General features: G+C 38.9%; 23 protein-coding genes. 7 read left to right on the top strand and 16 right to left on the bottom strand.

Features of this window, described 5'->3' with window-relative positions; genetic code table 11:
• Nucleotides 1-23: 23 nt before the first annotated feature.
• The 6 genes from PGH07_RS02190 to gyrA all read right to left on the bottom strand — a co-directional run bounded on the left by PGH07_RS02190 (nucleotide 24) and on the right by gyrA (nucleotide 7,688).
• Complete coding sequence (locus tag PGH07_RS02190) at nucleotides 24-938, bottom strand: radical SAM protein (protein ID WP_289412260.1); 915 nt, start codon at nucleotides 936-938, stop codon at nucleotides 24-26.
• Between the two features lie 3 nt (nucleotides 939-941).
• A complete protein-coding gene (locus PGH07_RS02195; RefSeq protein WP_289412261.1) occupies nucleotides 942-2,309 on the bottom strand; it encodes a hypothetical protein in 1,368 nt (455 codons plus the stop codon).
• A 14-nt stretch (nucleotides 2,310-2,323) separates the two neighbouring features.
• Nucleotides 2,324-3,373, bottom strand: a complete 1,050-nt coding sequence (gene hemE, locus PGH07_RS02200; protein WP_289412262.1) for a uroporphyrinogen decarboxylase — start codon at nucleotides 3,371-3,373, stop codon at nucleotides 2,324-2,326.
• A 227-nt stretch (nucleotides 3,374-3,600) separates the two neighbouring features.
• A complete protein-coding gene (locus tag PGH07_RS02205) occupies nucleotides 3,601-4,134 on the bottom strand; it encodes a YqhA family protein (RefSeq protein WP_289412263.1) in 534 nt (177 codons plus the stop codon).
• A 1-nt stretch (nucleotide 4,135) separates the two neighbouring features.
• Nucleotides 4,136-5,176: an aspartate-semialdehyde dehydrogenase gene (locus PGH07_RS02210; RefSeq protein WP_289412264.1), complete on the bottom strand. Its 1,041-nt coding sequence runs from the start codon at nucleotides 5,174-5,176 to the stop codon at nucleotides 4,136-4,138.
• A gap of 1 nt (nucleotide 5,177) precedes the next feature.
• Entirely contained in the window at nucleotides 5,178-7,688 is a 2,511-nt protein-coding gene (gene gyrA, locus PGH07_RS02215; protein WP_289412265.1) for a DNA gyrase subunit A, read from the bottom strand.
• Between the two features lie 255 nt (nucleotides 7,689-7,943).
• On the opposite strand from gyrA, the gene exbB reads away from it, so the two are divergent.
• Together exbB and PGH07_RS02225 are read left to right on the top strand one after the other, a co-directional pair.
• Nucleotides 7,944-8,390, top strand: a complete 447-nt coding sequence (gene exbB / locus PGH07_RS02220; protein ID WP_289412266.1) for a TonB-system energizer ExbB — start codon at nucleotides 7,944-7,946, stop codon at nucleotides 8,388-8,390.
• Between the two features lie 96 nt (nucleotides 8,391-8,486).
• Nucleotides 8,487-8,864: an ExbD/TolR family protein gene (locus PGH07_RS02225; RefSeq protein WP_289412267.1), complete on the top strand. Its 378-nt coding sequence runs from the start codon at nucleotides 8,487-8,489 to the stop codon at nucleotides 8,862-8,864.
• 318 nt (nucleotides 8,865-9,182) lie between these two features.
• On the opposite strand, the gene PGH07_RS02230 is transcribed toward PGH07_RS02225, so the two are convergent.
• Together PGH07_RS02230 and PGH07_RS02235 are read right to left on the bottom strand one after the other, a co-directional pair.
• Nucleotides 9,183-9,500, bottom strand: coding sequence for a thioredoxin family protein (locus PGH07_RS02230; protein WP_289412269.1), 318 nt, complete (start codon nucleotides 9,498-9,500; stop codon nucleotides 9,183-9,185).
• Nucleotides 9,501-9,536: 36 nt separating this feature from the next.
• Nucleotides 9,537-10,988 (bottom strand): protein adenylyltransferase SelO, encoded by a 1,452-nt coding sequence (locus PGH07_RS02235; protein ID WP_289412270.1) that lies wholly within the window; start codon nucleotides 10,986-10,988, stop codon nucleotides 9,537-9,539.
• Between the two features lie 88 nt (nucleotides 10,989-11,076).
• On the opposite strand from PGH07_RS02235, the gene PGH07_RS02240 reads away from it, so the two are divergent.
• Both PGH07_RS02240 and PGH07_RS02245 read left to right on the top strand, forming a co-directional pair.
• The gene (locus tag PGH07_RS02240; protein ID WP_289412271.1) at nucleotides 11,077-11,817 is read left to right on the top strand and encodes a YebC/PmpR family DNA-binding transcriptional regulator; all 741 of its coding nucleotides are present in this window, start codon (nucleotides 11,077-11,079) and stop codon (nucleotides 11,815-11,817) included.
• Nucleotides 11,818-12,024: 207 nt separating this feature from the next.
• Nucleotides 12,025-12,402, top strand: coding sequence for a hypothetical protein (locus tag PGH07_RS02245; RefSeq protein WP_289412272.1), 378 nt, complete (start codon nucleotides 12,025-12,027; stop codon nucleotides 12,400-12,402).
• A 374-nt stretch (nucleotides 12,403-12,776) separates the two neighbouring features.
• Here PGH07_RS02245 and PGH07_RS02250 read toward each other — a convergent pair whose 3' ends face one another.
• The 6 genes from PGH07_RS02250 to lolA all read right to left on the bottom strand — a co-directional run bounded on the left by PGH07_RS02250 (nucleotide 12,777) and on the right by lolA (nucleotide 17,951).
• Nucleotides 12,777-12,914, bottom strand: a complete 138-nt coding sequence (locus PGH07_RS02250; RefSeq protein ID WP_289412273.1) for a hypothetical protein — start codon at nucleotides 12,912-12,914, stop codon at nucleotides 12,777-12,779.
• Nucleotides 12,915-13,038: 124 nt separating this feature from the next.
• Nucleotides 13,039-14,634, bottom strand: a complete 1,596-nt coding sequence (locus PGH07_RS02255) for an ABC-F family ATP-binding cassette domain-containing protein (protein ID WP_289412274.1) — start codon at nucleotides 14,632-14,634, stop codon at nucleotides 13,039-13,041.
• Nucleotides 14,635-14,683: 49 nt separating this feature from the next.
• Nucleotides 14,684-15,034: an arsenate reductase (glutaredoxin) gene (gene arsC, locus PGH07_RS02260; protein ID WP_289412275.1), complete on the bottom strand. Its 351-nt coding sequence runs from the start codon at nucleotides 15,032-15,034 to the stop codon at nucleotides 14,684-14,686.
• Nucleotides 15,035-15,061: 27 nt separating this feature from the next.
• Entirely contained in the window at nucleotides 15,062-15,874 is an 813-nt protein-coding gene (gene ppk2, locus PGH07_RS02265; protein ID WP_289412276.1) for a polyphosphate kinase 2, read from the bottom strand.
• Nucleotides 15,871-17,418, bottom strand: coding sequence for a DNA recombination protein RmuC (locus tag PGH07_RS02270; protein WP_289412277.1), 1,548 nt, complete (start codon nucleotides 17,416-17,418; stop codon nucleotides 15,871-15,873). Before PGH07_RS02270 ends, ppk2 begins: the two co-directional genes overlap by 4 nt.
• Nucleotides 17,419-17,420: 2 nt before the next feature.
• Nucleotides 17,421-17,951, bottom strand: a complete 531-nt coding sequence (lolA, locus tag PGH07_RS02275; protein ID WP_289412278.1) for a LolA-like outer membrane lipoprotein chaperone — start codon at nucleotides 17,949-17,951, stop codon at nucleotides 17,421-17,423.
• 172 nt (nucleotides 17,952-18,123) lie between these two features.
• On the opposite strand from lolA, the gene secA reads away from it, so the two are divergent.
• Nucleotides 18,124-20,751 carry a preprotein translocase subunit SecA gene (secA, locus tag PGH07_RS02280; RefSeq protein ID WP_289412279.1) on the top strand — a complete coding sequence of 876 codons (2,628 nt, stop codon included), beginning with the start codon at nucleotides 18,124-18,126 and terminating at the stop codon, nucleotides 20,749-20,751.
• A 57-nt stretch (nucleotides 20,752-20,808) separates the two neighbouring features.
• Nucleotides 20,809-22,011, top strand: coding sequence for an ABC transporter permease (locus PGH07_RS02285; protein WP_289412280.1), 1,203 nt, complete (start codon nucleotides 20,809-20,811; stop codon nucleotides 22,009-22,011).
• Between the two features lie 45 nt (nucleotides 22,012-22,056).
• On the opposite strand, the gene PGH07_RS02290 is transcribed toward PGH07_RS02285, so the two are convergent.
• Nucleotides 22,057-24,747, bottom strand: a complete 2,691-nt coding sequence (locus PGH07_RS02290) for a YhdP family protein (RefSeq protein WP_289412282.1) — start codon at nucleotides 24,745-24,747, stop codon at nucleotides 22,057-22,059.
• Between PGH07_RS02290 and mltG the strand changes: the two genes are divergently transcribed.
• Nucleotides 24,707-25,645 carry an endolytic transglycosylase MltG gene (gene mltG / locus PGH07_RS02295; RefSeq protein WP_353049828.1) on the top strand — a complete coding sequence of 313 codons (939 nt, stop codon included), beginning with the start codon at nucleotides 24,707-24,709 and terminating at the stop codon, nucleotides 25,643-25,645. The two genes, PGH07_RS02290 and mltG, sit on opposite strands and share 41 nt — an antisense overlap.
• 1 nt (nucleotide 25,646) lies before the next feature.
• Here the strand turns inward: mltG and PGH07_RS02300 are convergent, their stop codons facing one another.
• A complete protein-coding gene (locus PGH07_RS02300) occupies nucleotides 25,647-26,546 on the bottom strand; it encodes a DUF234 domain-containing protein (protein ID WP_289412283.1) in 900 nt (299 codons plus the stop codon).
• Between the last annotated feature and the right edge of the window lie 21 nt (nucleotides 26,547-26,567).

Genomic DNA, 26,567 nt, shown 5'->3' on the forward strand with positions numbered 1-26,567 from the left:
TTTAGCTTTATTGTCAAGCAATTTTAAGCTAAAACGTAAAATTTCACACCATTACTCTCGATGATTTTAAGATTTTCCTTATTTAACAGTTTTTCTACCCTCTTTTGACTCTCTTCATCAAAAAGCACTTCAATATCTTCATGAGTTAAAGGACGCATGGAAAGTGTCTCTAGTATCTCTTCATTTGTATAGTTTGAAGCCCTTGCTTCTGACTTCTTACGTGATGCGATATAAAGAGGAAGTGATGTATCAAACTGTTTTGAAAGTGCATACAACTCTTCATAACTCACCGGTTTGACATCATATGCAGGCGGTCTGTCTATTGTTCCCATATCGATACGCGTTGGTTGAAGTTTCAGGAGGTACTCATTGAGTTTGGCAATCTCCTCAGGTTTGTCGTTCAATGTTTTGACGATAAGTATTTCAACTACCAATGCACCTTTATACTTTGATTTAAATGCTAACATACCCTCTTTTATCTGTTCTACATCAATACCGCTATGTGCACGATCCAGCTTCTTAAGACATGTCTGCGTCGCACAGTCAAGTGAAAGTTTTACTTCATCAAGTTTTAAAAGTGTTTCTTGTACTTTAAGTTCATCGATCGTTGCTGCATTAGATAAAATCAGTGTTTTGGTATCTCCTTTGATCTTATCTATCTCATCGATAAGCTCTGATAAATAGGGATAAAGTGTCGGTTCACCGTTTGCTGTGAGCGTAATAAAGTCGATATCAGGATGCTCTGCTAAGGCCTTTTTCAGTGCTTCCATCACCTCTTCTATACTGACAACATCTTCATAGTGATCCATCGTCTTTGCAGGATCAAGCTCACAGTAGAGACAGTCAAAGTTACACTGTTTTTTGGAAGGGCTGAGATCAATTCCCAATGACTTTCCAAAACGGCGGGAGTGTACCGGTCCAAAAATGATAGATGACATTACTTATACCCTTACATTGAGCCGTTGATGATACTTCTCAAGCTTTTTTTTCAAATTTTTAACCGTATTTTTCTCTATCAACATATCACGTTTTTCGAGTTTATACCCTAACTTTGCTTCAAATTTCAACACCATGATCTTCTTATAAAGCTCAATGATCTTTGCATTGGTAAGTCCTCCGAGAAAATTACGTACAAGTATCAACTCTTCACGCCTCGCATCCATGTCATCACGTTCTCTAGCCCTCAATACGATTAGTGCTTCTTTATATGTATTGCTATCTATTAACTCCAGTTCAAAGTGCCGGTTGATAAAATAATCAGCCACTGTTGTAAAATAGTGTTTATAAGGCTTTTTGATCTTCTCTACCCTCTTTGAACCCCAGATATATTTTGCCGCGATACGCTGAAAGTCACTTCGCAATGCTTCTATCTCTTCATCTATAGGTACTAGTTTGCCATTTTCTTGGAGCTGAAAGTTACGGTTAAATGCCATTGAGATCGAATTCATAACATTTTGGAACTCGGTTTTGGCATTGCTCGACCGTTCAAGTAGCGCTATCAACAGGTCCTTGATCTTTAGTTTTTCAAAATGAATACCATCTTCTGCTTCACAAAACTCTATAGGTTTGATATGTACCAGTTTTCGAAGCTCTTTTATGCGTACTTCACTTTTTATCATGCCCTTGAGTATCTCTTTGAGTTTGCCTTGAGAGTAGATATTAAACGCATCAATGATATCTGTCACTCTGTAGCGGTTTTCATCAGCTAGGTCCATTGCCTGACATAAGATCGTTTTTCCTACCTGGTTTTCGATCTTGATACCTTTGGATAGAAGATACTCCTCTTCTAGCTTAATGGCATGTTCCTGATACTCTTTAAGATAACTGTATTCAGGATACTCTTTAAGTTCCCTAACCCGCTTAAGAAGTGAAGCAAGTGCATACTCCTTTATATCCTGCGGTAACACATCATAAAGCTCATACTTTTCGATACGCCTAAAGTTATTGAGATTGGCATTGAAACGAATGGGTTCTTGAAAGTCAGACGAAGCTTGTCCAAGCATCTGATCAAGGATTACTTCACCATCGTGACTATATGCAGTATGTCCGATATCATGTAGCATCCCCACGATCTTGGCAACATTAAAAAAATTTAGATTAACATCATCCCCCAATCGGCGGCTGAGATGACTCATCAGATACTCTGTACTCAGTCCCACTTCAACTGAGTGACTGTAACGGTTACGGATACTGTCTCTGGTCTTATTGGAAAGGTACATGGGGATATCTTTAAGTCGGACAAAGACTTTGTGTCCGACGATCCCCATCTCACACTCTTCGACTAAAGCGTCATAGCGTTTAATGTTCATAAAAGACCTCAGTCTTATTTTTTGCCACTCACTCTGTGACACTCTCTTACAAAGTGCTTTGCATTTTCTACAGGTACATCAGGCAATATACCGTGACCTAGGTTAAAGATATGTCTTTTACCGCCCATGATCTCCTGAAGTGCTTCAACACAATCCGTTGTAGCTTGTTGGTTGTAAAGACGACATGGTTCCATATTACCCTGAAGTACATACTTTTCACCTAATTTCTCTTTTGCCAGGGCCATAGGAGTCCCCCAGTCTACACCGAATACATCAAAGTTTCCATAAACTCCGCCGCGCTCGATGAATGCTGCAACACCTTTAGGGAACATGATCACAGGGATATGAGGGTATTTCTCTTTAAGATATTCAGATATCTCAACCATATACTGCCAGCTAAACTCATCATACTTACTTGGCTCGATCGCTGCTGCCCAGCTGTCAAAGATCTGAACAACGTCAACCCCTGATTGGATCTGTTTTTCCATATAAAGTTTAACTACTTCTGTTACCTTCTTGAGGATATTATGGAGCAGTTCCGGGTTAGAGTACATCATCTTTTTACAGATATTATACGTCTTAGTTCCCTGTCCTTCAATCATATAAGTTGCAAGTGTCCAAGGAGCACCGGTAAAACCGATCAATGCCTTTTCATCACCTCTTGCATCCAACTGTTCTCTAAGAAGTTTGATCGTATCATAAACATAAGTCAGTTTACTTGCTGCCTCATCTCCACCGATCAGTCTATCTAGGTCTTCTTGAGAACATAGCGGATCACTGAACTTTGGTCCTTCTCCTTTCACAAAAGAGAGATCCATACCCATCTCATCAGGAATTACCAAGATATCACTAAATAAAATTGCAGCATCCACACCTACGATATCAAGAGGCTGGATCGTTACTTCTGCTGCTTTTTCAGGATCATGACAAAGGTTAAGAAAGCTACCTGCTTCACCACGTACAGCCATATATTCCGGCAGGTATCGTCCTGCCTGTCTCATCATCCAAACCGGTGTATACGGTGTTTCCTTACCCAAACACGCATCTACAAAAATCTTACTCAATTATTTACCCTCAACTTTCTTTTTTATGCTGATTTGAAAAGAAGCAAAGCCTCCTTTCCACGCGTTATCCACAACGGACGGCTCTTGCCAGACTAATCATACTTTACTTTGCTGATTAGAAAAGGAGCTTGGCTCTTTTTCACATGCTGTCTTGAGACTCAACATTTAGTACTTGTCAGCAAACACCGCGCAATTACGCTTTAAAAAACTTCGAAACGCAAAACGCCTTATTCAGCTTTCTTTTCTTCTTTTTTCTTTCCAACCATACCTAAAAAGTAAAGTCCTACTGCCAAAGCAGTAATGGAAATTGCGAAATACATCATTTCAATAGGTGTTTTGAACTCTGTATGCAATACTCTTTGAAAGAAATTAACTACAAGTACCATAACGATTACTTTAGCTATCTTATCTTTCAGTTGATCAAGACTATGGATTGCAAGTAGCTGTGAACCGTTCTTTCCTGAAGCTTCATCGATATCAGAGATGAAAAGCTCATAAAGACCAAATGCAAAGATAAACATTACTACAGCGATCAAATAGAGGTCTACTGCACCGATGATACCGGCAACCACATCTTCATGAAAATGTTCAGGATGCGGTATCGTATGTGTAATTACCTGAAATGAGGTTACTGCCACATTCCAGATATCCATAGAAGCAATTACAAAAAGAATGATTGCACCAAGTAGTCCGAAAATGACAGCTAAAAGTACGATAAATCTACTTCTCCAGATCGCGCCTTCAAATAGAGCTTCCAACATATTACGCATTCTCCTCAAGTTTGATCCACTTCTGAGCGATTCTCACTGCATTGGTTGCAGCTCCTACTCTTACCTGATCCGCAACACCCCACAGGTGAAGCATATTTGATGCGAAATTATCTTTTCTAATACGGCCTACATAAGTATAATCCGTATCTGTTGCCGTGATAGGCATCGGATATTCATTCTTTTCAAGATCATCGATCACTTTAACGTTCTCGAAGTTTGCCAATGCTTCTCTAGCAGCTTCTACGCTTACATCTACACCTTCGGCAAATGTAATCGTGATAGCCTCTGAGTGGCTTCTAAGTACAGGTACACGCACACACGTTGCTGAGACCGCAAAATCAGAGTGCATGATTTTGTTGGTTTCATTGACCATCTTCATCTCTTCTTTTGTATAACCATTTGGCTGCGGTTTATCAATTTGAGGAATTACATTCAGCGCGATTTGGTGTGAAAATGCTCTACACTCCGTCTCACTCAGTCTAAAGGCAAAAAAGTCCTGCATCTGGCGTACCAGTTCTTCCATACCCTGTTTACCTGCCCCTGATGTTGCCTGATATGTACTTACGTCAACTCTTTTGATCCCACCATAAAGGTCATAAAGCGGTTTAAGCAGCTGTACCATCTGAATCGTTGAACAGTTCGGGTTTGCTATAATTCCCGTATCTTCCCATAGTTCAATATCTTCAGGGTTTACTTCAGGTACGACCAAAGGTACTTTTGGATCCATTCTGAAGTGAGAAGTATTATCGATCACTACTGCACCGGCTTCTACTGCAAATTTTGCATACTGTGCTGAGATATTTCCACCAGCTGAAAAGAACGCGATATCGATATCACGGCCTTCGAATACAGTCTCTGTAAGCTCTTCAATCTTATAAGTTTTACCTTTAAACCTTATCTCTTCTCCTGCACTTCTGGCACTTGCCAAGGGAAGCAAATTTCCTACAGGAAACTTTACTTCTTCAAGCACTCTGAAGAGCTCTTCACCTACTGCACCTGATGCACCAACTACAGCTACATTATAAGTTTTCATTCTATTCCAATCCTAATGTATTATCTATTTGTTCTAAATTTTCATCTGCAACAACATCCAAGTCTTTCGGCTCATCGCTTTTTGGACATTTTGCAAGACTCACTACTTTATCTTTAGCTTCAACGCTTACTATTTTTACACCTGATGTATTACGACCTGCTTTTCTGATCTGTTCCATATCCACACGTATCATCTTGCCAGCACTTGTCAGACACATCAAGTCTTTATCATCTTCTACAAATACTACACCGACCACGTCACCGGTTTTTGGCGTAAGCTTCATAGAGATCACCCCTTTACCTGCACGGTTCTGTTCACGGTATTCACTTGCAGTCGTACGTTTACCAAGACCCTTCTCACTGAGCATCAGTAGTTCATCTTCTTCATTTTCGATCGTTGTCGCACCACATACAAAGTCACCTTTGATCTTAAACTTGATCGCAGTAACACCACGTGATACACGCCCGATTTCACGAGCATCCTCTACTTTGAACCTGATACACATACCTTTTTTGGTTGCGACAAAAAGCCATTTTGTCTCAGGCGTTACGATCTTCGCTTCTACAAGTTCATCATCATCATCGAGATTGATCGCTCTTACACCATTACTTCTGATGTTTGAATACTCAGAAAGGTTCGTACGCTTCACTATACCATTTTGTGTGAAGAATACCAAACTCTTATCATCATTAAAGTCAGTTGTCGGGATGATCGCTGTGATCTTCTCATCTGCCTGGAGACTGATCAGGTTAACTACAGCCTTACCTTTAGCGGTACGTGATCCCTCTGGAATCTTATACACTTTCAACCAGTATAGCTGACCTCTATCTGTAACGAACATTAACGTGTCATGTGTATTTGAGATAAAAAATCTCTCGATGAAATCATCCTCATAGGTCGTTACCGCTGTTTTTCCTTTACCGCCACGATGTTGTTTTTCATACTGCGTCACAGGTACACGTTTGATATACCCTCTATGTGTGATCGTTACTACCATCGGTTCGTTCGGAATAAGATCCTCAATATCTATATCATCATAATCATCTACGATCTCTGTCAAACGCGGTTTAGAGTACTTCTCTTTTACCTCGATAAGCTCATTTCTAATGATCTCGTTGATCTTCTCTTCAGATTTCAATATCCCTTCAAGCTCAGCGATAAGCAGACGTAATTCAGCCAACTCATTTTCGATCTTTTCGATCTCAAGACCTGTAAGACGTCTTAGTCTCATCTCAAGAATAGCTTTGGCCTGGATTTCAGAAAGCTCGAAGCGACTCATCAAACTCTCTTTTGCCTCATTGTCATCAGCACTTGCACGAATGATCTTGATCACTTCATCGATATTATCTACTGCAATCTTTAGACCTTCGAGTATATGTGCTCTAGCCCTAGCTTTTTCAAGATCAAAAATCGTTCTTCTGATCACTACTGTTTTACGGTGGTTCAAGAAGATATCCAACAACTCAAGAAGATTAAATACCTTTGGTTCTTTATTGTTGATCGCAAGCATAATAATTCCGAAGGTTACTTGCATCTGGGTACTCTTGAAAAGGTTGTTAAGAACGATATCACTCATGGCATCACGCTTAAGCTCGATAACGACACGCATACCTTCTCTATCTGACTCATCTCTGATCTCAGAAATCCCTTCGATAACCTTGTCACGTACAAGTTGTGCGATATTCTCGATCAAGCGCGACTTGTTAACCTGATAAGGGAGCTCATCAATAACGATCACTTCTTTATTACGTTTCTCTTCAATATGTGTCTTTGCACGTACCTTGATACGTCCACGACCTGTCATGTAAGCATCAGTAATTCCCTTACGACCAAATATAATACCGCCTGTCGGGAAGTCAGGTCCCTGAACTTTAGCCATTACATCTTCAATCGTCGCAGACGGATTCCCGATACGAAGTGTAAGCGCATCAACAAGCTCATCCAGACGGTGCGGAGGAATATTGGTTGCCATACCGACCGCGATACCGCTTGATCCGTTCATTAGCAAGTTTGGTACACGTGCAGGCAGAACATCAGGTTCTGTCATGGAATCATCATAGTTTGGTACAAAATCAACCGTGTCTTTATCCAGGTCTTCAAGTAATTCTTCAGCCATTTTGGTCATACGTGATTCAGTATACCTCATCGCTGCAGCATTATCACCATCGATCGAACCGAAGTTACCCTGCCCATCAACCAAAGTCTCTTTCATCGAGAAATCCTGTGCCATACGTACAAGTGCATCATAAACAGCTGTGTCACCATGTGGGTGATACTTACCGATTACATCCCCGACCACACGAGCTGATTTTTTATACGGGCTTCTGTGTGAAAGACTAAGATCGTTCATCGCATAGAGAATACGTCTATGCACCGGTTTAAGTCCATCTCTTGCATCAGGTAGTGCCCTACCGACGATAACAGACATTGAGTAATCAAGGTATGACCCCCTCATACTATCTTCGATCAAAACCTCTTCAACATTTTGATTACCTTCAAATAGATCAGACATCTTCTTCCTTTCGTTAAAATCCGTATATTTTATCTAAGTAGAGGTAACAAAAAGGCATAAAAATGCTTTAAATCGGCATTTAAGGCCATTTATATCGATATTTACAATTTTTTACTTTTTTTGATTAACATAATATTTAACTGAAAACAGCTCATTTCACATTTTTAGGCATCATATGGAGTATTAACACTCTCTTAACATATTTAGCCTATAATTCACATCAATATATCATTTCAATAATGTTAAGGAAAATATATGCCTGTAGATCAGATCAAACATATCGTCGATTATGGAGTGATCGGCTTACTTCTATTTCTAAGTTTTATTACTTTTATGTTCGCTATCGAACGTGCACTCTTTTACCGTTCTATCAAAGTTGAAAATTACAGCCATAAAAATGCACTCGAACTTGATTTGACCAAGCGTCTTCCAACGATCGCTTCTATCGGTTCAAATGCTCCTTATATAGGTCTGCTTGGAACTGTACTTGCTATTATCCTTACTTTCTACATCATCGGTTCACAACAAGACACTATTAATCCCGGTGAGATTATGAAACACCTTGCATTAGCCCTTAAAGCTACCGCAGCCGGTCTTGTCGTGGCGATCCCTGCTACTGTACTTTATAACGCTCTTATCACAAAAGTAGACAGAAAACTGGCTGAGTGGGAGATCGCTAGAGATGAAGGAAGGCTCGTTTAGTATGCTGATACTTATCACAAAAGCGAAACCAGTTTCGCAAGAGCCATCCGTTGAGGATATCTCTTTCTTTTGGACTTGTTCAAAAGGAAGAATCAAATGAGAAGAGAACCCTTTGATAAGATGAACGTAGTTCCGTTCATCGATATCGTGCTCGTGCTTCTTGTCATCGTGCTTGCTACAGCAACATTTGTAACCAACCAAACGATCAAAGTAGACCTACCGACTGCCAGCAGTCAAAAAGATGAAGAGACCAAGAGCATTACCATTGCGATCAACAAAGAAGGAGAGTACTTCTACAACAAAGAAGCGCTTCCTTTTGAACAGATCAAAGAAAGACTGCTTAAACTTGATCCTAAAAAAGATATCGTCTCTTTACATACCGATCAGAAGTCTGAGTTTCAAAACTTTGTCAATGTAATCGATATCCTAAAAGAAAAAGGATTTGAGAATATTTCGATTGTTACAAAACGTTAAATTAAACGTATTAACAAAATACCTTTCTCTCATTAATAAATAATCTGTCAGCCCGAACGACCTTGTAAGCAAAGCGATTCGAGAGGGCTGACGCTTTTGATTTACTCCAAGAGCACTTCCGTTAGTCGCTTTTCTAAAAAGTAACATATTACACTTTCAATGTTTTTCTCCCTACTTTTTTTAGAAAAAAGTAGACAAAAAAGCGTCACTCCGAAAGTGCGCTGACGTAACTACGGCGTGTTTGCTTCGCAAAATATGCACGCTTCCGTTACTGCTCACCCAATGCTTCGTGACAAATGAATTTCAAAACCTATTTCACTATTCCGTCATCATCTGATACGGACGCATCAACTGTTCAGTGAGTTTATACATACTCACAGCCCTTCCCTCTCTCACAAACTCACGGCCATCTAGGAAAACAAGCATCGTAGGTACTGAGAATACCTGATAATGTGCCGAAATCTCTGGATTTTCATGGGCATCCAGATAGATCTGTTTAATCAATGGAAACTCAGCATCAAATAACTCTTTGAACTTCGGTCTGAGTGCGTGACAAACGCTGCACCTTTCACCGGAAAAATATAGCAGTACTCCTACCTCTTCTCTTATGATATTTTGCACTTCTTCTAAGGTCATTTGTCTATCCTCAATCCATTTTTAAAATTATAGCTTCTAGGAACTACAACTGAGCTTCTTGTTCTTAAACTCCTCAGGTGTTGCACCTGCCCATCTTTCACACTCAGGATGCTCATCATAAGGTGACTGGGCAAGTTTGAAGAGTTGATCGACTATACTGAAGTCTCCTTGATTGGCTGCTGTGATCGCTTCTTGAAGCATATAGTTTTTGAGTACATACTTTGGATTGGTACGCTGCATATTTTGATGACGTTCTTCTGTTGTAGATGTATTCTGAGTCAATCTCTCATCATAGGCATCCAGCCAATCATGCATCGGTTGATGATAGAGTCCCACTTTAAGTATCTCTTTTCTATCTCCATTATAGTGACTGAGTGTTCTGAAAAAGAGCGTATAGTCCACACTTAACCCCTGCATCATACCAAGTAGATGACTGACAAGGTCTATATCATCTTGCTCAAGCTTATCCAGCCCGAGCTTTTTACCCATGCGGTAGAGGTAGTGCTGTGTATAGAGCCTTGCATAATGTTTATCCAATATCTGTGACATACGTTCTTCATCTGCCAATGGTGAAAGTGCCACCATCAATGCTCTAAGATTCCACTCTCCTATATTAGGTTGGCTTCCAAAGCTGTAACGTCCATAAGTATCTGTATGGTTACAGATATTTCTAAAATCATAGTCATCCAAAAATGCATACGGACCATAGTCGATGGTAAGACCATGGATAGACATGTTGTCAGTATTCATTACACCATGGTTGAAACCGACTGCCTGCCACTGTGCCATCAACATCGCTGTTTTTCCTACAACCTCTGTAAAAAAAAGCTCATAGACATTCTCTTCACCAATCAAATGAGGGTAAGATTCAGCGATCGCATAATCAGCCAAAGCTTTGAGCTCTACATACTTTTTATGATGCGCAAAGTACTCAAAGGTGCCAAAACGTACCCATGACGGGGAGACACGAAGTACGATTGCCCCCTTCTCCCATTCACCTCTATAAACAGAATGGCCTGAACCTATAAGTGCCAAGGCCCTGGTAGTAGGGATACCCAGTCCATTCATTGCTTCACTCATCAGATATTCACGAATAGAAGAACGCAATACCGCCCTACCATCCCCATCACGTGAATACTTCGTAAGCCCTGCACCTTTGAGCTGAAGATGTTGGTTACCCATCGGTGTAGCAATCGTACCGATATTAACTGCCCGGCCGTCTCCCAAACGTTCTACGAAAAAGCCGAACTGATGTCCGGCATAACACATGGCAAAAGGATCACTTCCCTCCAGCTCTAATGCACCATTCACAAACTCTACAAAATGTTCGGTATCCAGTTCATCCTGATCAATATCCAGCTGTTCGGCGATCTCGGGATTGGCATGAATCAAGTAAGCACTTTGCAGTGGTGAGGGCTTTACTCTATCATAACAAAGTGCCGGAAGTTCCAAATAAGGGTTGGTTAATTGTATCTCTTTTAATTTCATGCGGCTATTCTACCTATGCTTACTTTGAAATGACTTAAGCCAAATCGGGATATAATCACGACAATAATTCACGATGAAGGAAACACTTATGGGTAGAGCGTTTGAGTACCGTAAAGCAGCAAAAATGAAAAGATGGGGTGCAATGTCCCGTATCTTCCCAAAATTGGGTAAAAGTATCACTATGGCAGCCAAAGAGGGAGGTTCGGCTGATCCTGATATGAACTCCAAGCTTCGTACAGCGATCCTCAATGCAAAAGCGCAGAATATGCCGAAAGACAACATCGATGCAGCAATCAAAAGAGCCTTTGAAAAAAATGCAGCAGACTTCAAAGAGATCACTTATGATATCAAAGCACCATATGGTGTACAGATCGTCGTAGAATGTGCAACTGATAATAACACAAGAACAGTTGCAAACGTCAAAGCGATCGTCAATAAAAACGGCGGCGAGATGCTTACATCAGGATCACTTAGCTTTATGTTCACACGCAAATCTATCTTCACTTTTGATAAGACACCGGATATGGATATCGAAGAGCTTGAGCTTGAACTTATCGATTATGGTCTTGAAGAGATCGAAGAAGATGTAGAACCTCAAGAGAATGGCGATGACAAAACGATCATCAGGATCTATGGTGAATTCACTTCATTTGGCGAACTGAGTAAAGCACTTGAAGAAAGAGGAATCGAAGTGACCAAAGCATCACTTGAATATATTGCCAATGCACCAATCGATCTTAGTGATGAACAAATGGAAGCAGTTGAAACACTCATCGACAAACTCGAAGAGGATGATGACGTACAACACGTTTACACAAACATCAACTAATTTACTTCTATTATGTGTTACATTTTCATGTAACACATTCTTCTAATATATCATTCTTCCAACAAAAATACTAAAATCCAATAAAGTACCCTACAGCTTTCTTATCCAATGTAAAACCTTATAAAGTTATATATTTTATAAGGCTTGGAAAAGAAGACATTTTTGATATACTTTATCATATTGATAATATTGCAATAAAGGTACATAATGTCCAAATTATTCATTATTAACATAATCGTAGGAAGTTTATATGGTTTTCTTCTATATCCAATGATATGGGTATTCTCTGATTTTGGTGGTCTTGGTTTTACTGGGCAATTAATCACTGGATTATTTTTTTCAATTCCTTTAATGGTGATAATGTGGATAGAAACTGTAAAAATGAATAATAAATCTATTTTATTGTTGGGAGGTCCTCTATTATCAGTTTCAACCGCTTTGAACGTTTTTCACTTTGCAGCCTTGATAGGAGAGGAACCGTCCTCTACCTTATATAAAGCAATACCATATGTATTAGCTTATATATTATTCTTTTCTCTTTTACAATCATTTATGTATGATACTAGGAATCAAAATAAAACTTAAAATCCAGAGAGGACTTCAGGGTAACAGAAAAACAAAGGCCTAAGTTTTTTACATTGACTCAAAAACCTTATAATCTAACATATTTTATAAGGTTAAACGCTATAGCGACGTTTGCAGGTCATAAATCTATACCCTTCAATAGAAAACCTTATACAATGTTCTATATAGGGATGTTTTATAATGAAAACTATAAAAGAAAACATAAAGCTAAAAAGAGTTTAAAAATCCGCAAACTAAAGATGTTGGACAAGAGATTACTGTAACGTCAATGAAGGTAGTCTACATTCCAAATCAGGAGATTATGTATTAGTATGCCCAAATGGGCATACCTTTATCGGAAAAATAAAAAGGGAAGAGGGAATTAAGGGTTAAAATTAATAAAATGTCATTAATAAATGTGGAGAATCTTCATCGATATATATTCCCGCATCTTCATACTGTGCCATATGGTGTGCTGAAAGCGATGAAGCTAAACCTAAAACAAGTAACATTACAAGTGTAATTTTTTTCATATTTAATCCTTTCTTTATATAGATAAGAAAGTATAAAGTGTGTTTGTTACCCGGATGTTACTTGAAAAGATTTTTAATAAAAGAGTCGTATGATCAGAGAAGAAGTCTCTTCTCTGAAAAGAGTTTATGCACCATGTGTAGCTACGAAAGCTTCATAGTCACCTTCAAAGTCAATTACTGTACCGTCTTCTTTAAGTTTGATAATACGGTTTGCAAATGCATCGATCAGTTCACGGTCGTGTGTCACACAGATCACACCACCCTGATAAGCATGTAGTGCTTCACCCAGCGCTACGATCGCTTCAAGGTCAAGGTGGTTGTTTGGTTCATCCATCACAAGGAAATTGGCACTGTCCATCATCATTTTAGAAAGCATCACACGGTGTTTTTCACCACCTGAACACGCATCAACTTTTTTCTTTTGTTCTTCACCTGTAAAGAGCATACGGCCAAGTGTTTTACGGATATCATCGATATGCCATTTTGGATCAAAGCCTTGGATCCATTGAGGAAGTTCTATATCCCCTGTTACGATATCAGTAGTATTTTGCGGGAAATAGCTAGTAGAGATTGTCTGTCCCCAATTATAGCTTCCGCTATCTGCATTGAGTTTGCCCATCAATATCTCAAGCAATGTTGTTTTACCTGCACCGTTAGAACCAATCAATGCGATTCTATCACCCTTATTTACTTTGAAACTGATATTTTCAAGTACTTTCTCATCACCATAGCTTTTAGAGATATCTGTTACTTCAAGTACCTCATTACCAATGTCACGGTGCGGTTTGAACATAATAGACGGGTCACGTCTGGAGGAAAGTTTGATCTCCTGGATATCAAGTTTATCCAACTGTTTCTGACGGCTGGTAGCTTGTTTTGCTTTTGATGCATTTGCTGAGAATCTAGCGATAAATTTCTCAAGCTCCTCTTTTTCTTTCATTGCTTTGCTTCTATCTGTTTCAGCCTGTTTGGCGATCAGGTTTGCTGCAATATACCAGTCATCATAGTTCCCGGTAAATTCACGGATATTCTGGAAATCCAGATCCAGGATATGTGTTACGACTCCATTAAGGAAGTGTCTATCGTGAGAGATAACCACCATCGTACCCTCATGACGCTTCAGCTCCTCTTCAAGCCAGCCGATCGTTTCGATATCAAGGTTGTTGGTAGGCTCATCAAGCAATAAGATATCAGGCTTGAGGAAAAGTACCTGTGCAAGCAAGATCTTGAACTTGTCTCCGCCAGTGATCGAACTCATAAGATCATCATGTTGACTAGCCGGGAATCCAAGTGCCTCTAGCAATTTTTCGATATGTACATCAGACTCATAGGTTGGATCTTCATCTGCACAGATCATTTCAAGCTCTGCTAGACGGTTATTGACTTCATCGCTCTCGAAATCACCTTCCATATAGAGCTTCTCTTTTTCTTTTTGTGCCTCATAGAGTTTTTTGTTTCCGTAAAGTACGGCATCTTTGAGTGTAAAATTTTCAAAAGCATACTGGTTTTGTCCAAGCACCCCAAGTCTAAGTCCCGGTTGTATCTGTACTTCACCGTCACTTGGCTCTATTTCACCTGATAGGATCTTTAAAAATGTCGATTTCCCTGCACCATTAGCACCAATAAGCCCATAGCGCTTACCTACATCCAACGTAATATTAATCTTATCAAATAGTACTCGTTTTCCATAGCGTTGTGTTAAGTTGACTGTACTAAGCATCTCTATTCCTTACTTTAAATAATAATTGGTCGAATTTTAACATAAAAAGTCAAGAAATCAATTCAATTACTTTTTCAAGCGGACGTCCGATCACTGCTTTACCGTCTTTTATCACGATTGGTCTTTCGATCAACTTCGGGTTAGCTACCATCGCTTCTATGAGTTTTTCATCATTCTTCTCCTCAGCAAGATTCAACTCTTTATAGACATCTTCTTTGGTACGCATCAACTCTCTTGGTGCAATTCCCAACATCTTCAGAACATCTTTGAGCTCTTCTTTTGTCGGAGGGGTATCAAGGTATTTGATCACCTCTGCATCTATTCCCTTTTCTTCAAGCAGATTAAACGTGTCTCTTGACTTGCTGCATCTTGGATTGTGCCAGATTGTTACGTTTGCCATAAATATTCCTTTTTATATTTTATTTGATTATGAATGAAGTGTGAGTATCTCTTGATCTACACCCTTGATCACATCCATATCTCTTTTGTCATAAAAAATATTTGAGAGTAAAAAACGCAGTGCATTGAGTCTTGCACGTTTTTTATCATCTGCTTGCAGTTCTATCCACGGTACGACAAGCGTTCCTGAAAGATCAAACATCTTATCGCGATATTGCTCATATGTATCATGTACTTTAAGTGATTTATAGTCAATATCAGAGAGTTTCCAGTTCTTAAGTGGATCTTTTTCCCTTTGTTTGATACGTCTTTCCTGTGTCTCTTTTGTGATATTCATATAAAACTTAAAAACCATCATATTATCATCTACAAGCATCTTCTCCACTTCATTTACCTGCCGATAGAAATGATCATGCTGCTCTTGCGTACAAAAACCCAATACCTGCTCTATACCTGCCCTGTTATACCATGATCTATCAAAAAATACGATCTCTCCAGCATTAGGCAATTGTTTGATATGACGTTGAAAATACCACTGTCCCAATTCCTCAGAGTTTGGTTTTGGTAGTGCAACCGTACGTGTCTCCCTGGGATTAAGGTAGGTAGTGAACTCTTTAATCGTAGAGCTTTTTCCTGACATATCCATCCCTTCGAAAATCACTAACAAACGTTTATTGTTTTTGATGGTCCACACTTGAAGCTTGACCAGTTCATGCTGTAATCTATAAAGCTCTTTTTCATAAAAACTCCGCTTTATACGGCCGCTTTTTTTAAACACTTTGGAATGTTTTTTCGTATGCTCTGTCAATTGGTCCGAAAATTTGGCTATCTGTGCTTTCACTTCATATCCTTATGTATTTCTCTTGGAATCTTCTTACTGGTTTGTGCTCCAAGCTCTTTGAGCTGTTCCACCTGTCTCACAAGGTTGCCTTTGCCGTCACTAAGTTTACTTCTTGCGGCATTAAAACTGTTTTGAACCATATCAATCTGTTTGGATATCTTAACCAAGTCTTCTGAAAATCCGACAAATTTATCATACATTGCACCAGCACGTCTTGCGATCTCTTTGGCATTCTGATTTTGCCGTTCATGTTTCCATACATTCTCCACTGCACGCATCGCTACAAGCAGTGTCGTCGGTCCGACTAAAAGGATCTTCTTTTTAAATGCCTCATCATACAAAGAGCTATCATGTTCCAAAGCAACCGCCAATGCACCTTCAATAGGCATAAACATAAAGATAAAGTCCAGAGTTTGTACTTCTTTTAATCGCTCATAGTTTTTTGCTGCAAGAAGGTTAACATGAGCCCTGATCGAGTCTAAATGAGACTTTAGATAACTTGCTTTTTTCACTTCATCGTGTGCATTGATATATCGCTCGTATGCCACCAAAGAAGTTTTTGCATCGATAATGAGATCACGTGCATCGGGAAGGTGTACAATCACATCCGGTCTAAGGACATCGCCATCCTCTGTACTCAAACTTACTTCACGTTCAAACTCATATCCTTTTCGAAGCCCTGAAGCTTCAAGAACATGTTCTAACACCATCTCTCCCCATACACCCTGTTTTTTACTCTCACCCTTGAGCGCTTTGGTAAGATTGATAGCATCCTGACTGATCTTTTGATTGAGCTCTTTTAGGGAATGAATCTCATTTTTCAAAACTGCCCGATCCTGACTCTCTGCATTATAAGTATCAGAGACCTGTTTTTTAAACTCTGCAATCTGTATTTGTAAAGGTTTGATCATGTTATCCAAGTTCTCTTTGGAAAATTCGGCAAATTTCTGAGAGTTGCCTTCAAAGACTTTTTTTGCCAATGCTTCAAACTCATTCTTAAGCTCTTGCTTATGAGCCTTCATAAGCTCCATTTGGTTGGTCGCATGTCTTGTTTCACTCTCAAGCTTGGTAAGAAGCCTTGCATTATTAGTATGATACTTGCTATTGTCTTCTCTTAATTTTTCGTTCTGCTCCACCGCTACTTTATATTCTTGCAAAAGGTTGTCATACCTCTCTTCACTGTTTTGCAGTTTTACCGTGGTTTCACTTATCAGTTTTTCAAGAGTATTATGCCTATTATCCAACTCTGCCTTTGCATCTTGTAGTTGTTTCAAGGCCTCCTTTGTTTCCTTAAACTGCTGAAGCTCCTGTCTCTGACTTGCATCTCTAAGCTGATAGATCTGCAGTTCCTGTTCAAGTGTTGAGATCTTCTCATCCTTCTCACTATCTATCTGCCTAAGATCATAAAGTTTGTCTGCCAACGTTTTGGATTTGGTTGAGAAAACGACCACAACAAGCACAATGATCAATAATACTACTATTGCTATGCCTATCAAAAGCATCAAAGCTGAATCATCTTGCATCTTTGCTAATAATCCGTTCATCACTACTCCCCGATCACATCATAGGACTCAGGTGCCTCACAGAGTAAACTTTTCAGTGGCAGTTTCCCCTTACCATAGTTCATTTTATCAAAAATAATCAACACTTCATTATCCAGATCATCATAATAAGCTACTCGCCATAGATGTTTTTTCGCATCAAGCTGTATCGTATAGTTCTTTCCTGCATACTTGGCAATAAATACGGTCTTCGTATCTTTATAAGGTTTTGCAGAGTTTAATATCTTGGCAAGATCAAAACCTTTTTCAATGAGATAATAAGATACCTGTTCAAGATCATGGTCAACCACAGTAACATTTTCACCATTACTGCAGACCTCTTTACGTGTAGGCTCTTCATATACCCACTTTAACATCTTTTCATCTGAAAAGCGTACAGTTCCTTTATAATGAATCACTTTTTTATCAGGGTTGGTAATCCGCTGTTCAAAATCTGATTTAAAATTCTCAGGCACACTAATCGGAGATGCAGCCAATGCTCCCGACAGTATCAATAACGTCCATAATTGCTTCATTGCTATCCTTCAATGTACTTGGCTTATTTTATCCAAATAGCCTTGATAACATAGAAATCATCCCCTATTTTCTGGCTAAAAATCTACAACTTCTGCACTTTAAAGAGGATAACGACAAATTAACCACTTTTTAGATAGAATAACTCCATTTTAAAACGGGGCTATACAAACCATGATACAAAACGTTCTCAAAAAGGTCTTTGGTACAAGAAACGACAAGATCGTAAAAAACTATCTCAAAAAAGTTAAACAGATCAATGAGCTAGAAGCAGCTTACGAACAGTTGGATGATGATGCACTCAAAGAAGCTTTCAATACACTCAAAGCAAGTGTACAAAGCGGTGAAAAAAGTCTGGACGATGTTCTCCACATTTCATTTGCAATTACAAGAGAAGCAGCAAAACGTGTACTGGGTATGCGCCATTATGATGTACAGATGGTCGGTGGTATGGTGTTGAATGACGGCAATATCGCAGAGATGAAGACAGGAGAAGGTAAAACACTGGTTGCTACCTTGGCTGTTGTTCTCAATGCAATGACCGGAAAAGGTGTTCATGTAGTCACGGTTAACGACTACCTGGCAAAAAGAGATGCTGAGGAGATGGGAGCACTTTACAGCTTCCTTGGATTCTCTACAGGATGTATCACTTCTGAGATATACAGTGAAGAAGAGAGAAAAGCACAGTACGATGCAGACATTACTTATGGTACTAATAATGAATATGGATTTGACTACCTTCGTGACAATATGAAAGTACGTATCCAAGAGAAAGTACAAAGAGAACACCACTTTGCTATCGTTGATGAAGTTGACTCAATCCTTATTGATGAAGCAAGAACTCCGCTTATCATATCCGGACCGACACACAGAGACCACAACCATTACCAACGTGCCAATGAAATAGCCTTACAACTAGAAAAAGGTGAGAAGAAAGATACCAGACCGGGAGAACCTGATGAGACTACCGGAGACTTCATTGTTGACGAGAAGAACCGTATCATCATCATGACTGAACAGGGACTAGAAAAAGCGCAGGAGCTTTTTGATGTAGAGAACATGTATGACCTTGAGAATGCTGCACTTTCTCACCATCTTGACCAAGCACTCAAAGCACACTATCTTTTTGAGAAAGATGTACACTACGTAGTAAAAGACAATGAGATCATCATTGTTGATGAATTTACGGGACGATTAAGTGAAGGCCGAAGATTTTCAGAAGGACTTCACCAGGCACTGGAAGCTAAAGAAGGCGTAGAGATACAGGAAGAATCACAAACACTGGCAGAAATCACCTATCAAAACTACTTTAGACTTTATGACAAACTTGCAGGTATGACAGGTACGGCACAAACTGAAGCATCAGAATTTTCTCAGATCTATAACCTTGAAGTCATCACCATTCCTACACATCTTCCTATCGCAAGAGTAGACAAAAACGACCTTATCTACAATACTGAACGTGAAAAGCTTAATGCTGTTGTTAAAAGGATCAAAGAGTTCCATAGCAAGGGTCAGCCCGTACTTATCGGTACAGCTTCGATCGAAAAGTCTGAAATGATTCATGAAAGACTGAAAAAAGAGAAGATCCCTCATAATGTTCTAAATGCAAAGAATCATGAAAAAGAAGCGGAGATCATCATAGACGCGGGAGTTAAAGGTGCAGTTACCGTAGCTACGAACATGGCCGGTCGTGGTGTAGACATAAAGATCAGTGATGAAGTAAGAAACCTTGGCGGACTGGCGATCATCGGTACGGAAAGACATGAGAGCAGACGTATCGACAACCAGTTAAGAGGACGTTCAGGACGTCAGGGTGATCCGGGAGAAAGCCAGTTCTTCCTTAGCCTGGATGATAATCTTCTTCGTATTTTTGGTGGTGAGAAGATCAGAAATATCATGAATAGACTAGGCGTAGAAGAGGGAGAGTATATCGATTCAAAGATCGTAACCCGTTCAGTTGAAAAAGCGCAGAAAAAAGTGGAGAATCAACACTACGAGTCCCGTAAACATATCCTTGAATATGATGATGTTGCAAATCACCAAAGAAAAGCCATCTATGCATTTAGAAATCAACTACTTAACCCTGAGTTCGATATCGGTGCAAAGATCAAAGAGAACCGTGCTGAATACATCACACATCTCTTAGACCTTTGTGAGATCTTCCCGGGAGTACCAAAAGAGGACTACAATACTGAAAAACTGACTGCTCTGATCAAAGAAGAACTCAATATCACTATTCAAGGTGATCCTTTCAAAGATGCTGAGATCGAAGAGATCACTGAAAAGATTACACATATGATGGAAGATCTGTATGAAAAGAAAATGTCTGTAATTGATCCTGCACAACGAAGCGAGATCGAACGTGTTCTTTACCTTCAAGTACTGGACCCTCAATGGAGAGATCACCTTTATGAAATGGATGTACTCAAAACAGGTATCGGCCTTAGAGGATATAACCAAAAAGATCCATTGACTGAGTATAAACAAGACAGCTACAGACTCTTTCAAGAGCTGGTACTGCGTATCAAGTATGAAGCTGTTAAAACACTTCAACTCGTGCAGTTTACCTTCCAATCACCAGAAGATGAACAAGCAGCAGTTGAACATATCAGAGAAGAGCTTGACAGCAGCGTTGCTGATGCTGTTCTTAATAATGAAACAGAAAACGAAGCAAAGAAAAATAAACCGGTATCTGGTACTAAAAAACCAAAACGTAATGAGCCTTGCCCATGTGGATCAGGTAAAAAATACAAAAGCTGCTGTGGTACAAGTGGACCAAAGAGAGGACTTTTAGCTTAACTAAAAGTTGCGTTCAATTCTCTTTGGAGAATTTGAAGGAAGAAGATATAAAAATCAATGATTAATCGAGAGTTTGTTCATCATATCATCCGCCATTACCTAAAATACGATAAGGATAATCCTTTTATCTTTATCTCTGCATTACTGGCATTCTTGGGTATCTCTGCAGGAGTAATGGTACTCATGATTGCAATGGGCATCATGAATGGGACACAAAAAGAGTTTACAAAACGACTCTTTGTCATGAACTACCCTTTAACCGTACTTCCAATGACACAGGATGCTGTTAGTGAAGACCTCATCAACGACCTTCAAAAGAAATTTCCGCATCTTAAATTCAGTCCATATTACACTACCCAGGTGATCACCAAAAATGCAGGTGCCGTCCAAGGTTCACTTCTTTATGGGATCGACTTTGATAAAGAGAGTCAGATCAACCATATCTTTAAAGAGGCAAGAGGTCAGAAAAAAGATACATTCCGTATTATTGTCGGTGATTCCCTATCATTTGAAATGGATGCCCCTAAAGGTGAAAAGGTCACGCTTTACTTCTCAGAGCAAGAGGCCATAGGATTTGCTACGATGCCTTTACAGAAACGCTTTGTTGTAGACGGTATCTTTGACTCTGGACTAAAGGCCTATGATAAAGCGATCATCTATACTACTCTTGAAGCTTTTCATAAACTGCTTAAACGTAAAGAAGGCTATTATGATGGACTTCATATCTATACGGAAAATCCTATTAAAGAGATTGATAGAATAAAAGCGGCACTTCCTGACTCAGTGATCATTGAAGGTTGGTGGCAGCAAAACGGTAATTTCTTTGCTGCAATGGAGATGGAGAAAAAAGCACTCTTTTTAGTTCTTTTACTTATCATACTTGTTGCTTCACTCAACATTATCTCTTCATTACTGATGACGGTGATGAGCCGAAGAAGTGAGATCGCTCTTATGCGTACCTTAGGGGCTACAAAAGCAGAGATACGCTCTATCTTCTTTAAACTGGGTCTTGTCATAGGAAGTACAGGTATTTTAGTCGGTACGCTGCTTGGTTTTTTAGGTATCTGGATACTTAAAACCTTTGATATTATCTCAATGCCTGCAGATGTTTACGGTACGTCAAAACTGCCTGTTGATCTTACCATGAGTGATTTTGGGCTTATTATTCTAGGGACTACTATCATCATTCTTCTTTCATCACTTTACCCGGCGAAGAAAGCTTCTCAAACTGATCCGTTGACCGTACTGAGGAATGAATAACATAATAATCTTTTAACAGTTTTTAACAGAAGAATGAACCACTGACTATTGAGCTTCCTTCTTCGGTTGAGTAGTCTCTTTTGTCTTATTAGGTGCTTCTAATCCCAACTGTTCATGAATACTAGGTACTGCTTTTTCCTCATCAGGTTTCTCTTTTTCTATACGCTTGGTCTCTTCCAGCATCTGTTTTGGGGACTCAATGGTTCGTTTGATAATTTCTAAAGGAAGTATTAAAATCTCTTCAGCCGCAGAAGTTTCTACTTTAGGTTTATCAAGCGTTCCTGTGATTGTCAAACCTAGCGTCATACTCTTATCTTCTCCCATTAAAATATATCCGATAAAAGGGATCTTGCCCATTACGTTTCCTAATGTTTTGGCTGTTCTGATCGCCAACTGAATATCAATCACATTTTGCTTGATATCAATAAACCCTTTCCCCACAATGGTCGAAGACTTTCCTTTGATATAGATTGAATCAAAAACAATCTTCTCTCCATTAATGACCTTATATTCAGCTACACCCTTCTTGATTTTAAAGCCTTCTTTTGAAAAACCGGGGTCTTGTAAAGTTGCAAGGGCCGGTAAGGTATTGATAAGTGCAAGAGTATTGTTATAGGCTTTGAAGTCTTTCATTACCCCACCCTCAATAATAATCCTGCCATTCATTACTTTATTTATGTTTCCCGACACTTTTAGGCTATAACGTCCCTTTTTCAATCCTTTAAAATCGATCAAAGGATGTAACACATCATCTTTAATCCGAAGTGCATTTATAGAGAAGATATTACCTTTCTTTTCAAACTTAACGATATCTCCCTCAGAACTACCGATCGCTTTGATATCACCATTAGGTTTGACCTCTACATCATAACTGTCAGTTACAAGAGTATAGTTCTCATAACGAAGGTTACTCTTGTTTCCAATTATTACAAGAGACTCACCTTTTTTTTCGGTAATCGTACCCTCTTCATGATTGGTTGTCATGTATTCAATAAATCTTTTTAGATCTATATTGAGTTTATTGAGAGTTACTCTTGATCGCGTTTCATTAAAATGCAGACGTTTATCAAATGCATAAAAATCTATTCCTTTAGGAGTGATCGTCCCTGAACATGGGACTTTGGTATGACAAAGATCATCTCCTTCATAAAAGAAGCAGGTATTTCGTCGTAATAAACCGTTAAAGGTAAAGGTTTTAAAATCATCAGTAAGGATATCAACATTTCCGCCTTCTTGAATAAACTCTTTATCTTTTACATAAGGTTTAATCAAGTTGAGATCTTCGAATGAGAACTGTGTTATATTGTTTTCTTCACTGATGGATAATTCCAGTTCAGGTATTTTGATAAGTATTCCTTTATGATAATCCAAAGCAAGATTGAACTTTTTGTTCTTTATCTCAAAAGACTTCTCTTGACCTTCTTCTCCACTATGAAGATAGTTCACAACTGCAAGAATGTCTGCTTTTTTCTTATTAAGCTTTATACTTCCTTCTACAGTACCGCTATACATTTTATCTTTCAAAAGTAGATTATCAAATGATACAATGCCATCTTCATAATGTACATGACCGCTCTCTACACTAAGATCAAGCTTATAAACTTGCAGTCTTGCATCCTTCACATCGACATCAATTACAGCAGAAGTATCACCACTTTTAAATACTACATCAAGGCCGATTGATGTCTCAGCCGTACCGCTTTGTTGTAATACCGGTATTGGCAAATGATAGGCTTTAAGTATCTTCTGTACAGCATCATCAAATGGAGAATTCACATGAAGATCGAGCTTCAAAGTTGTTGGCTTACTTCCTGTGAGGTCTATGATAGAAACTTTACTGCCATCTAATGCTTTATTTTGATATACCGGTTTATCCAAATCAAAATATAAACCACCCTTTTTATACTCCAATATAATTTTAGGGGTATAGACACTCTCTAGTCCATCTTTAAAATTAATTTCCGCATTGCTTAGCTCAGCTACACCGGTTAAAGTATCAAGATCCAGAGTAAAATCCTGACCTTTTGCAGTTCCGTTTCCTTTGAGTGCTTTTAATTTATATTGCTGTGCCTGAATTCTCTCTACTGACCAATGTTTTACCACTTCTGTCAAGGGTAAAACTTCCATCAATGGTTTAAGGTCATCGAAGGTATCACTTTGAAGATCAAAATGAATATTGTTTTTTACCTTGCTTGCCGTAAAATTTCCCTGTATGCCGTACATATCGTATCGGCCCCAGACATGAAGCCGGTCCTCATAATGGCTATAGGTAAAGTTACCTGAAAGCGTGATCTTTTTTGCCTTGATATAAAGCAATGGCACTTCTGCTTCAAAGCGCTTATCCTTACGCTCTATTTTTCCTGCGATCTCATAATCTTTCGTATTAATATGTAGCATATTATCAGCATACACAAGGTCAATTCTGTTATTTTCATAAATAATGTCATGCAGTGCTACGTAATCAAATATCTGAAGCATCCCTTTGATGCGGTCAAATGTTCTATCAATCGTTGAAAATGACGGATTGGATTTACTTTTAGGTATGACAATATGATGCGCACTAAGTGTCAGTTTTTTATCGAGTTTAATGTATAATCCAGAGATTCTATACGGCCCTACATGTAGATAATCAGCCCTGATACCTACTTTCAGCCATACCACTAATACTATCAAAACCATAGCTAAAAGGATAAGAGTGTTTCGTAAAAATTTTATCATGTCCCTGATTGAGAACATTCTCATCCTTTTAGTGGTCACTTTTGTCTTCTATTCCTCACAATCCCTCTCTACACAAAAGACAATCTATGTACCCCAGGGATCTATCACCAATATTATATCACAGCTGCATAAAAAGGGGTACGAAGTCAGTATCATTGACAGATATATTTTAAGCTTTTTGGGACAACCGCAAAGTGGATGGGTAGACATCGGTTCGACCAGACTTAACCGTATAGATTTTTTATACAAGCTTGCTACTGCAAAAGCAAAAATGGAGGAGATCACATTGATCCCTGGAGAGACCACTGTACTTTTCTTTGAAGACATAGCTGCTACTCTAGAACTGAATGCAAGTAAATTACAACAATTTTATAACCAGGATGCCGACTATCCGGAAGCAGGTATTTATGCAGACACCTATTATGTACCTTTTGGGATCAATGAGGAGCAACTGGTTACTTTCCTTTTGAAAGAGTCAACCAAACAATTTCAAAAAATCTCACACAAGATATACGGTACCTATGATAAAAAGCAATGGCTCAGGCTCCTTACAGTTGCCTCAATTATCCAGAAAGAAGCAGCAAATGTTGAGGAGATGCCATTGGTCTCTTCAGTCATCTATAACCGCTTAAAAAAGGGGATGCCTTTACAAATGGACGGGACGCTTAACTATGGTAAATATTCTCATATCAAAGTGACTCCTGACCGCATCCGTAACGATAAAAGTAGATTCAATACCTATAAATACAAAGGTTTGCCCCCTTCACCGATCGGTGCAGTCAGTTTTGACGCAATTATTGCTGCGATCAAACCTGCGCAGACAGACTATCTCTATTTTATGAAGAACAAACAGGGAACCCACGATTTTACCAAAAGCTATCAAACACACCGTAGAAATATATTGAAAGCAAGATAATTTAAAGTAGTAATTTCAGATCATTAAGATCAAAAAGAAGCAGTTTTTCATCTTTATTCTGCAGCAATTCATTAGAAAAACCGCTTTTAGAAAAGAGTGCATACGTATCGACATTAAGTCCGGATTGCTCTGCTTTTGCCATGAGCTTTCTAAGTTCATTTTTACATACTTTGCGGTCTTTATACTTACACTCTCCCAAAATGATCTTTTTTTGATCAGTAACAGCCAGGATGTCAAACTCACTGTACTGATTCCAATAACTTCCTGAAGCAAGTATCCCGATTCCCTGTTGAGTAAAATACTCTACAAGCATTGCATCACATAGCTGTTCATAAACCAGTGTACGTAACCTCTCATAATGTTTCTGGAAGTTAGCAAGAAACCTGTCACCTTTACCTGCTTCCAGTTCTTTATGATAGATTTCTACAAAACCGAACCAAAAACGTAAAAAAGGTTCATTAAAACGTAGTTTGTCTTGTATCCGGTAGCTGCGTAGATGTTTTTTGATCTTTTGTTTTGGATAGGTTTTGAGCGGCGTCTCTCTGGACTTCTCAATAAAAAGTACGCCAAGATCAACAAGCTCTTCTATAACCTGTTCACCTATACTCTCACTCAACCTTGCCTTACGGAGGACACTATAGAATTTACCGTCACCTCTGGCCACAGCGATCAATATTTCACGATAAGGTGATTCAATAAGATATGAAGGAGAAACAAGGTTCTGAAACTTTTTGAACTCATCAACAAAGTTTATTTTCACCATAGAGAAAAGATCATCAAAAAAGTCTATTTCTATATTCTCTTCTATACCCCCAAGTATCGAAAAGTACTCTAGTGACTGTTCTAAAGTAAGATAATTAAAGTAGTGGTGAAACCTTTTAAATGACGCTTTGATATGCAACCTCTATAACTTGTTTGGATA

It is taken from the genome of Sulfurovum zhangzhouensis, from assembly GCF_030347965.1.
Lineage (GTDB): Bacteria > Campylobacterota > Campylobacteria > Campylobacterales > Sulfurovaceae > Sulfurovum > Sulfurovum zhangzhouensis.

Excerpts from the sequence above, each read along its gene's own strand:
- PGH07_RS02255 (WP_289412274.1), bottom strand. The coding sequence starts at position 14,634 with ATGCTTAGTACAGTCAACTTAACACAACGCTATGGAAAACGAGTACTA.
- gyrA (WP_289412265.1), bottom strand. The coding sequence starts at position 7,688 with ATGTCTGATCTATTTGAAGGTAATCAAAATGTTGAAGAGGTTTTGATC.
- PGH07_RS02205 (WP_289412263.1), bottom strand. The coding sequence starts at position 4,134 with ATGTTGGAAGCTCTATTTGAAGGCGCGATCTGGAGAAGTAGATTTATC.
- secA (WP_289412279.1), top strand. The coding sequence starts at position 18,124 with ATGATACAAAACGTTCTCAAAAAGGTCTTTGGTACAAGAAACGACAAG.
- PGH07_RS02195 (WP_289412261.1), bottom strand. The coding sequence starts at position 2,309 with ATGAACATTAAACGCTATGACGCTTTAGTCGAAGAGTGTGAGATGGGG.
- PGH07_RS02190 (WP_289412260.1), bottom strand. The coding sequence starts at position 938 with ATGTCATCTATCATTTTTGGACCGGTACACTCCCGCCGTTTTGGAAAG.
- PGH07_RS02210 (WP_289412264.1), bottom strand. The coding sequence starts at position 5,176 with ATGAAAACTTATAATGTAGCTGTAGTTGGTGCATCAGGTGCAGTAGGT.
- exbB (WP_289412266.1), top strand. The coding sequence starts at position 7,944 with ATGCCTGTAGATCAGATCAAACATATCGTCGATTATGGAGTGATCGGC.
- PGH07_RS02270 (WP_289412277.1), bottom strand. The coding sequence starts at position 17,418 with ATGAACGGATTATTAGCAAAGATGCAAGATGATTCAGCTTTGATGCTT.
- PGH07_RS02225 (WP_289412267.1), top strand. The coding sequence starts at position 8,487 with ATGAGAAGAGAACCCTTTGATAAGATGAACGTAGTTCCGTTCATCGAT.
- arsC (WP_289412275.1), bottom strand. The coding sequence starts at position 15,034 with ATGGCAAACGTAACAATCTGGCACAATCCAAGATGCAGCAAGTCAAGA.
- PGH07_RS02285 (WP_289412280.1), top strand. The coding sequence starts at position 20,809 with ATGATTAATCGAGAGTTTGTTCATCATATCATCCGCCATTACCTAAAA.
- PGH07_RS02240 (WP_289412271.1), top strand. The coding sequence starts at position 11,077 with ATGGGTAGAGCGTTTGAGTACCGTAAAGCAGCAAAAATGAAAAGATGG.
- PGH07_RS02235 (WP_289412270.1), bottom strand. The coding sequence starts at position 10,988 with ATGAAATTAAAAGAGATACAATTAACCAACCCTTATTTGGAACTTCCG.
- PGH07_RS02290 (WP_289412282.1), bottom strand. The coding sequence starts at position 24,747 with ATGTTCTCAATCAGGGACATGATAAAATTTTTACGAAACACTCTTATC.
- lolA (WP_289412278.1), bottom strand. The coding sequence starts at position 17,951 with ATGAAGCAATTATGGACGTTATTGATACTGTCGGGAGCATTGGCTGCA.
- PGH07_RS02250 (WP_289412273.1), bottom strand. The coding sequence starts at position 12,914 with ATGAAAAAAATTACACTTGTAATGTTACTTGTTTTAGGTTTAGCTTCA.
- PGH07_RS02230 (WP_289412269.1), bottom strand. The coding sequence starts at position 9,500 with ATGACCTTAGAAGAAGTGCAAAATATCATAAGAGAAGAGGTAGGAGTA.
- PGH07_RS02245 (WP_289412272.1), top strand. The coding sequence starts at position 12,025 with ATGTCCAAATTATTCATTATTAACATAATCGTAGGAAGTTTATATGGT.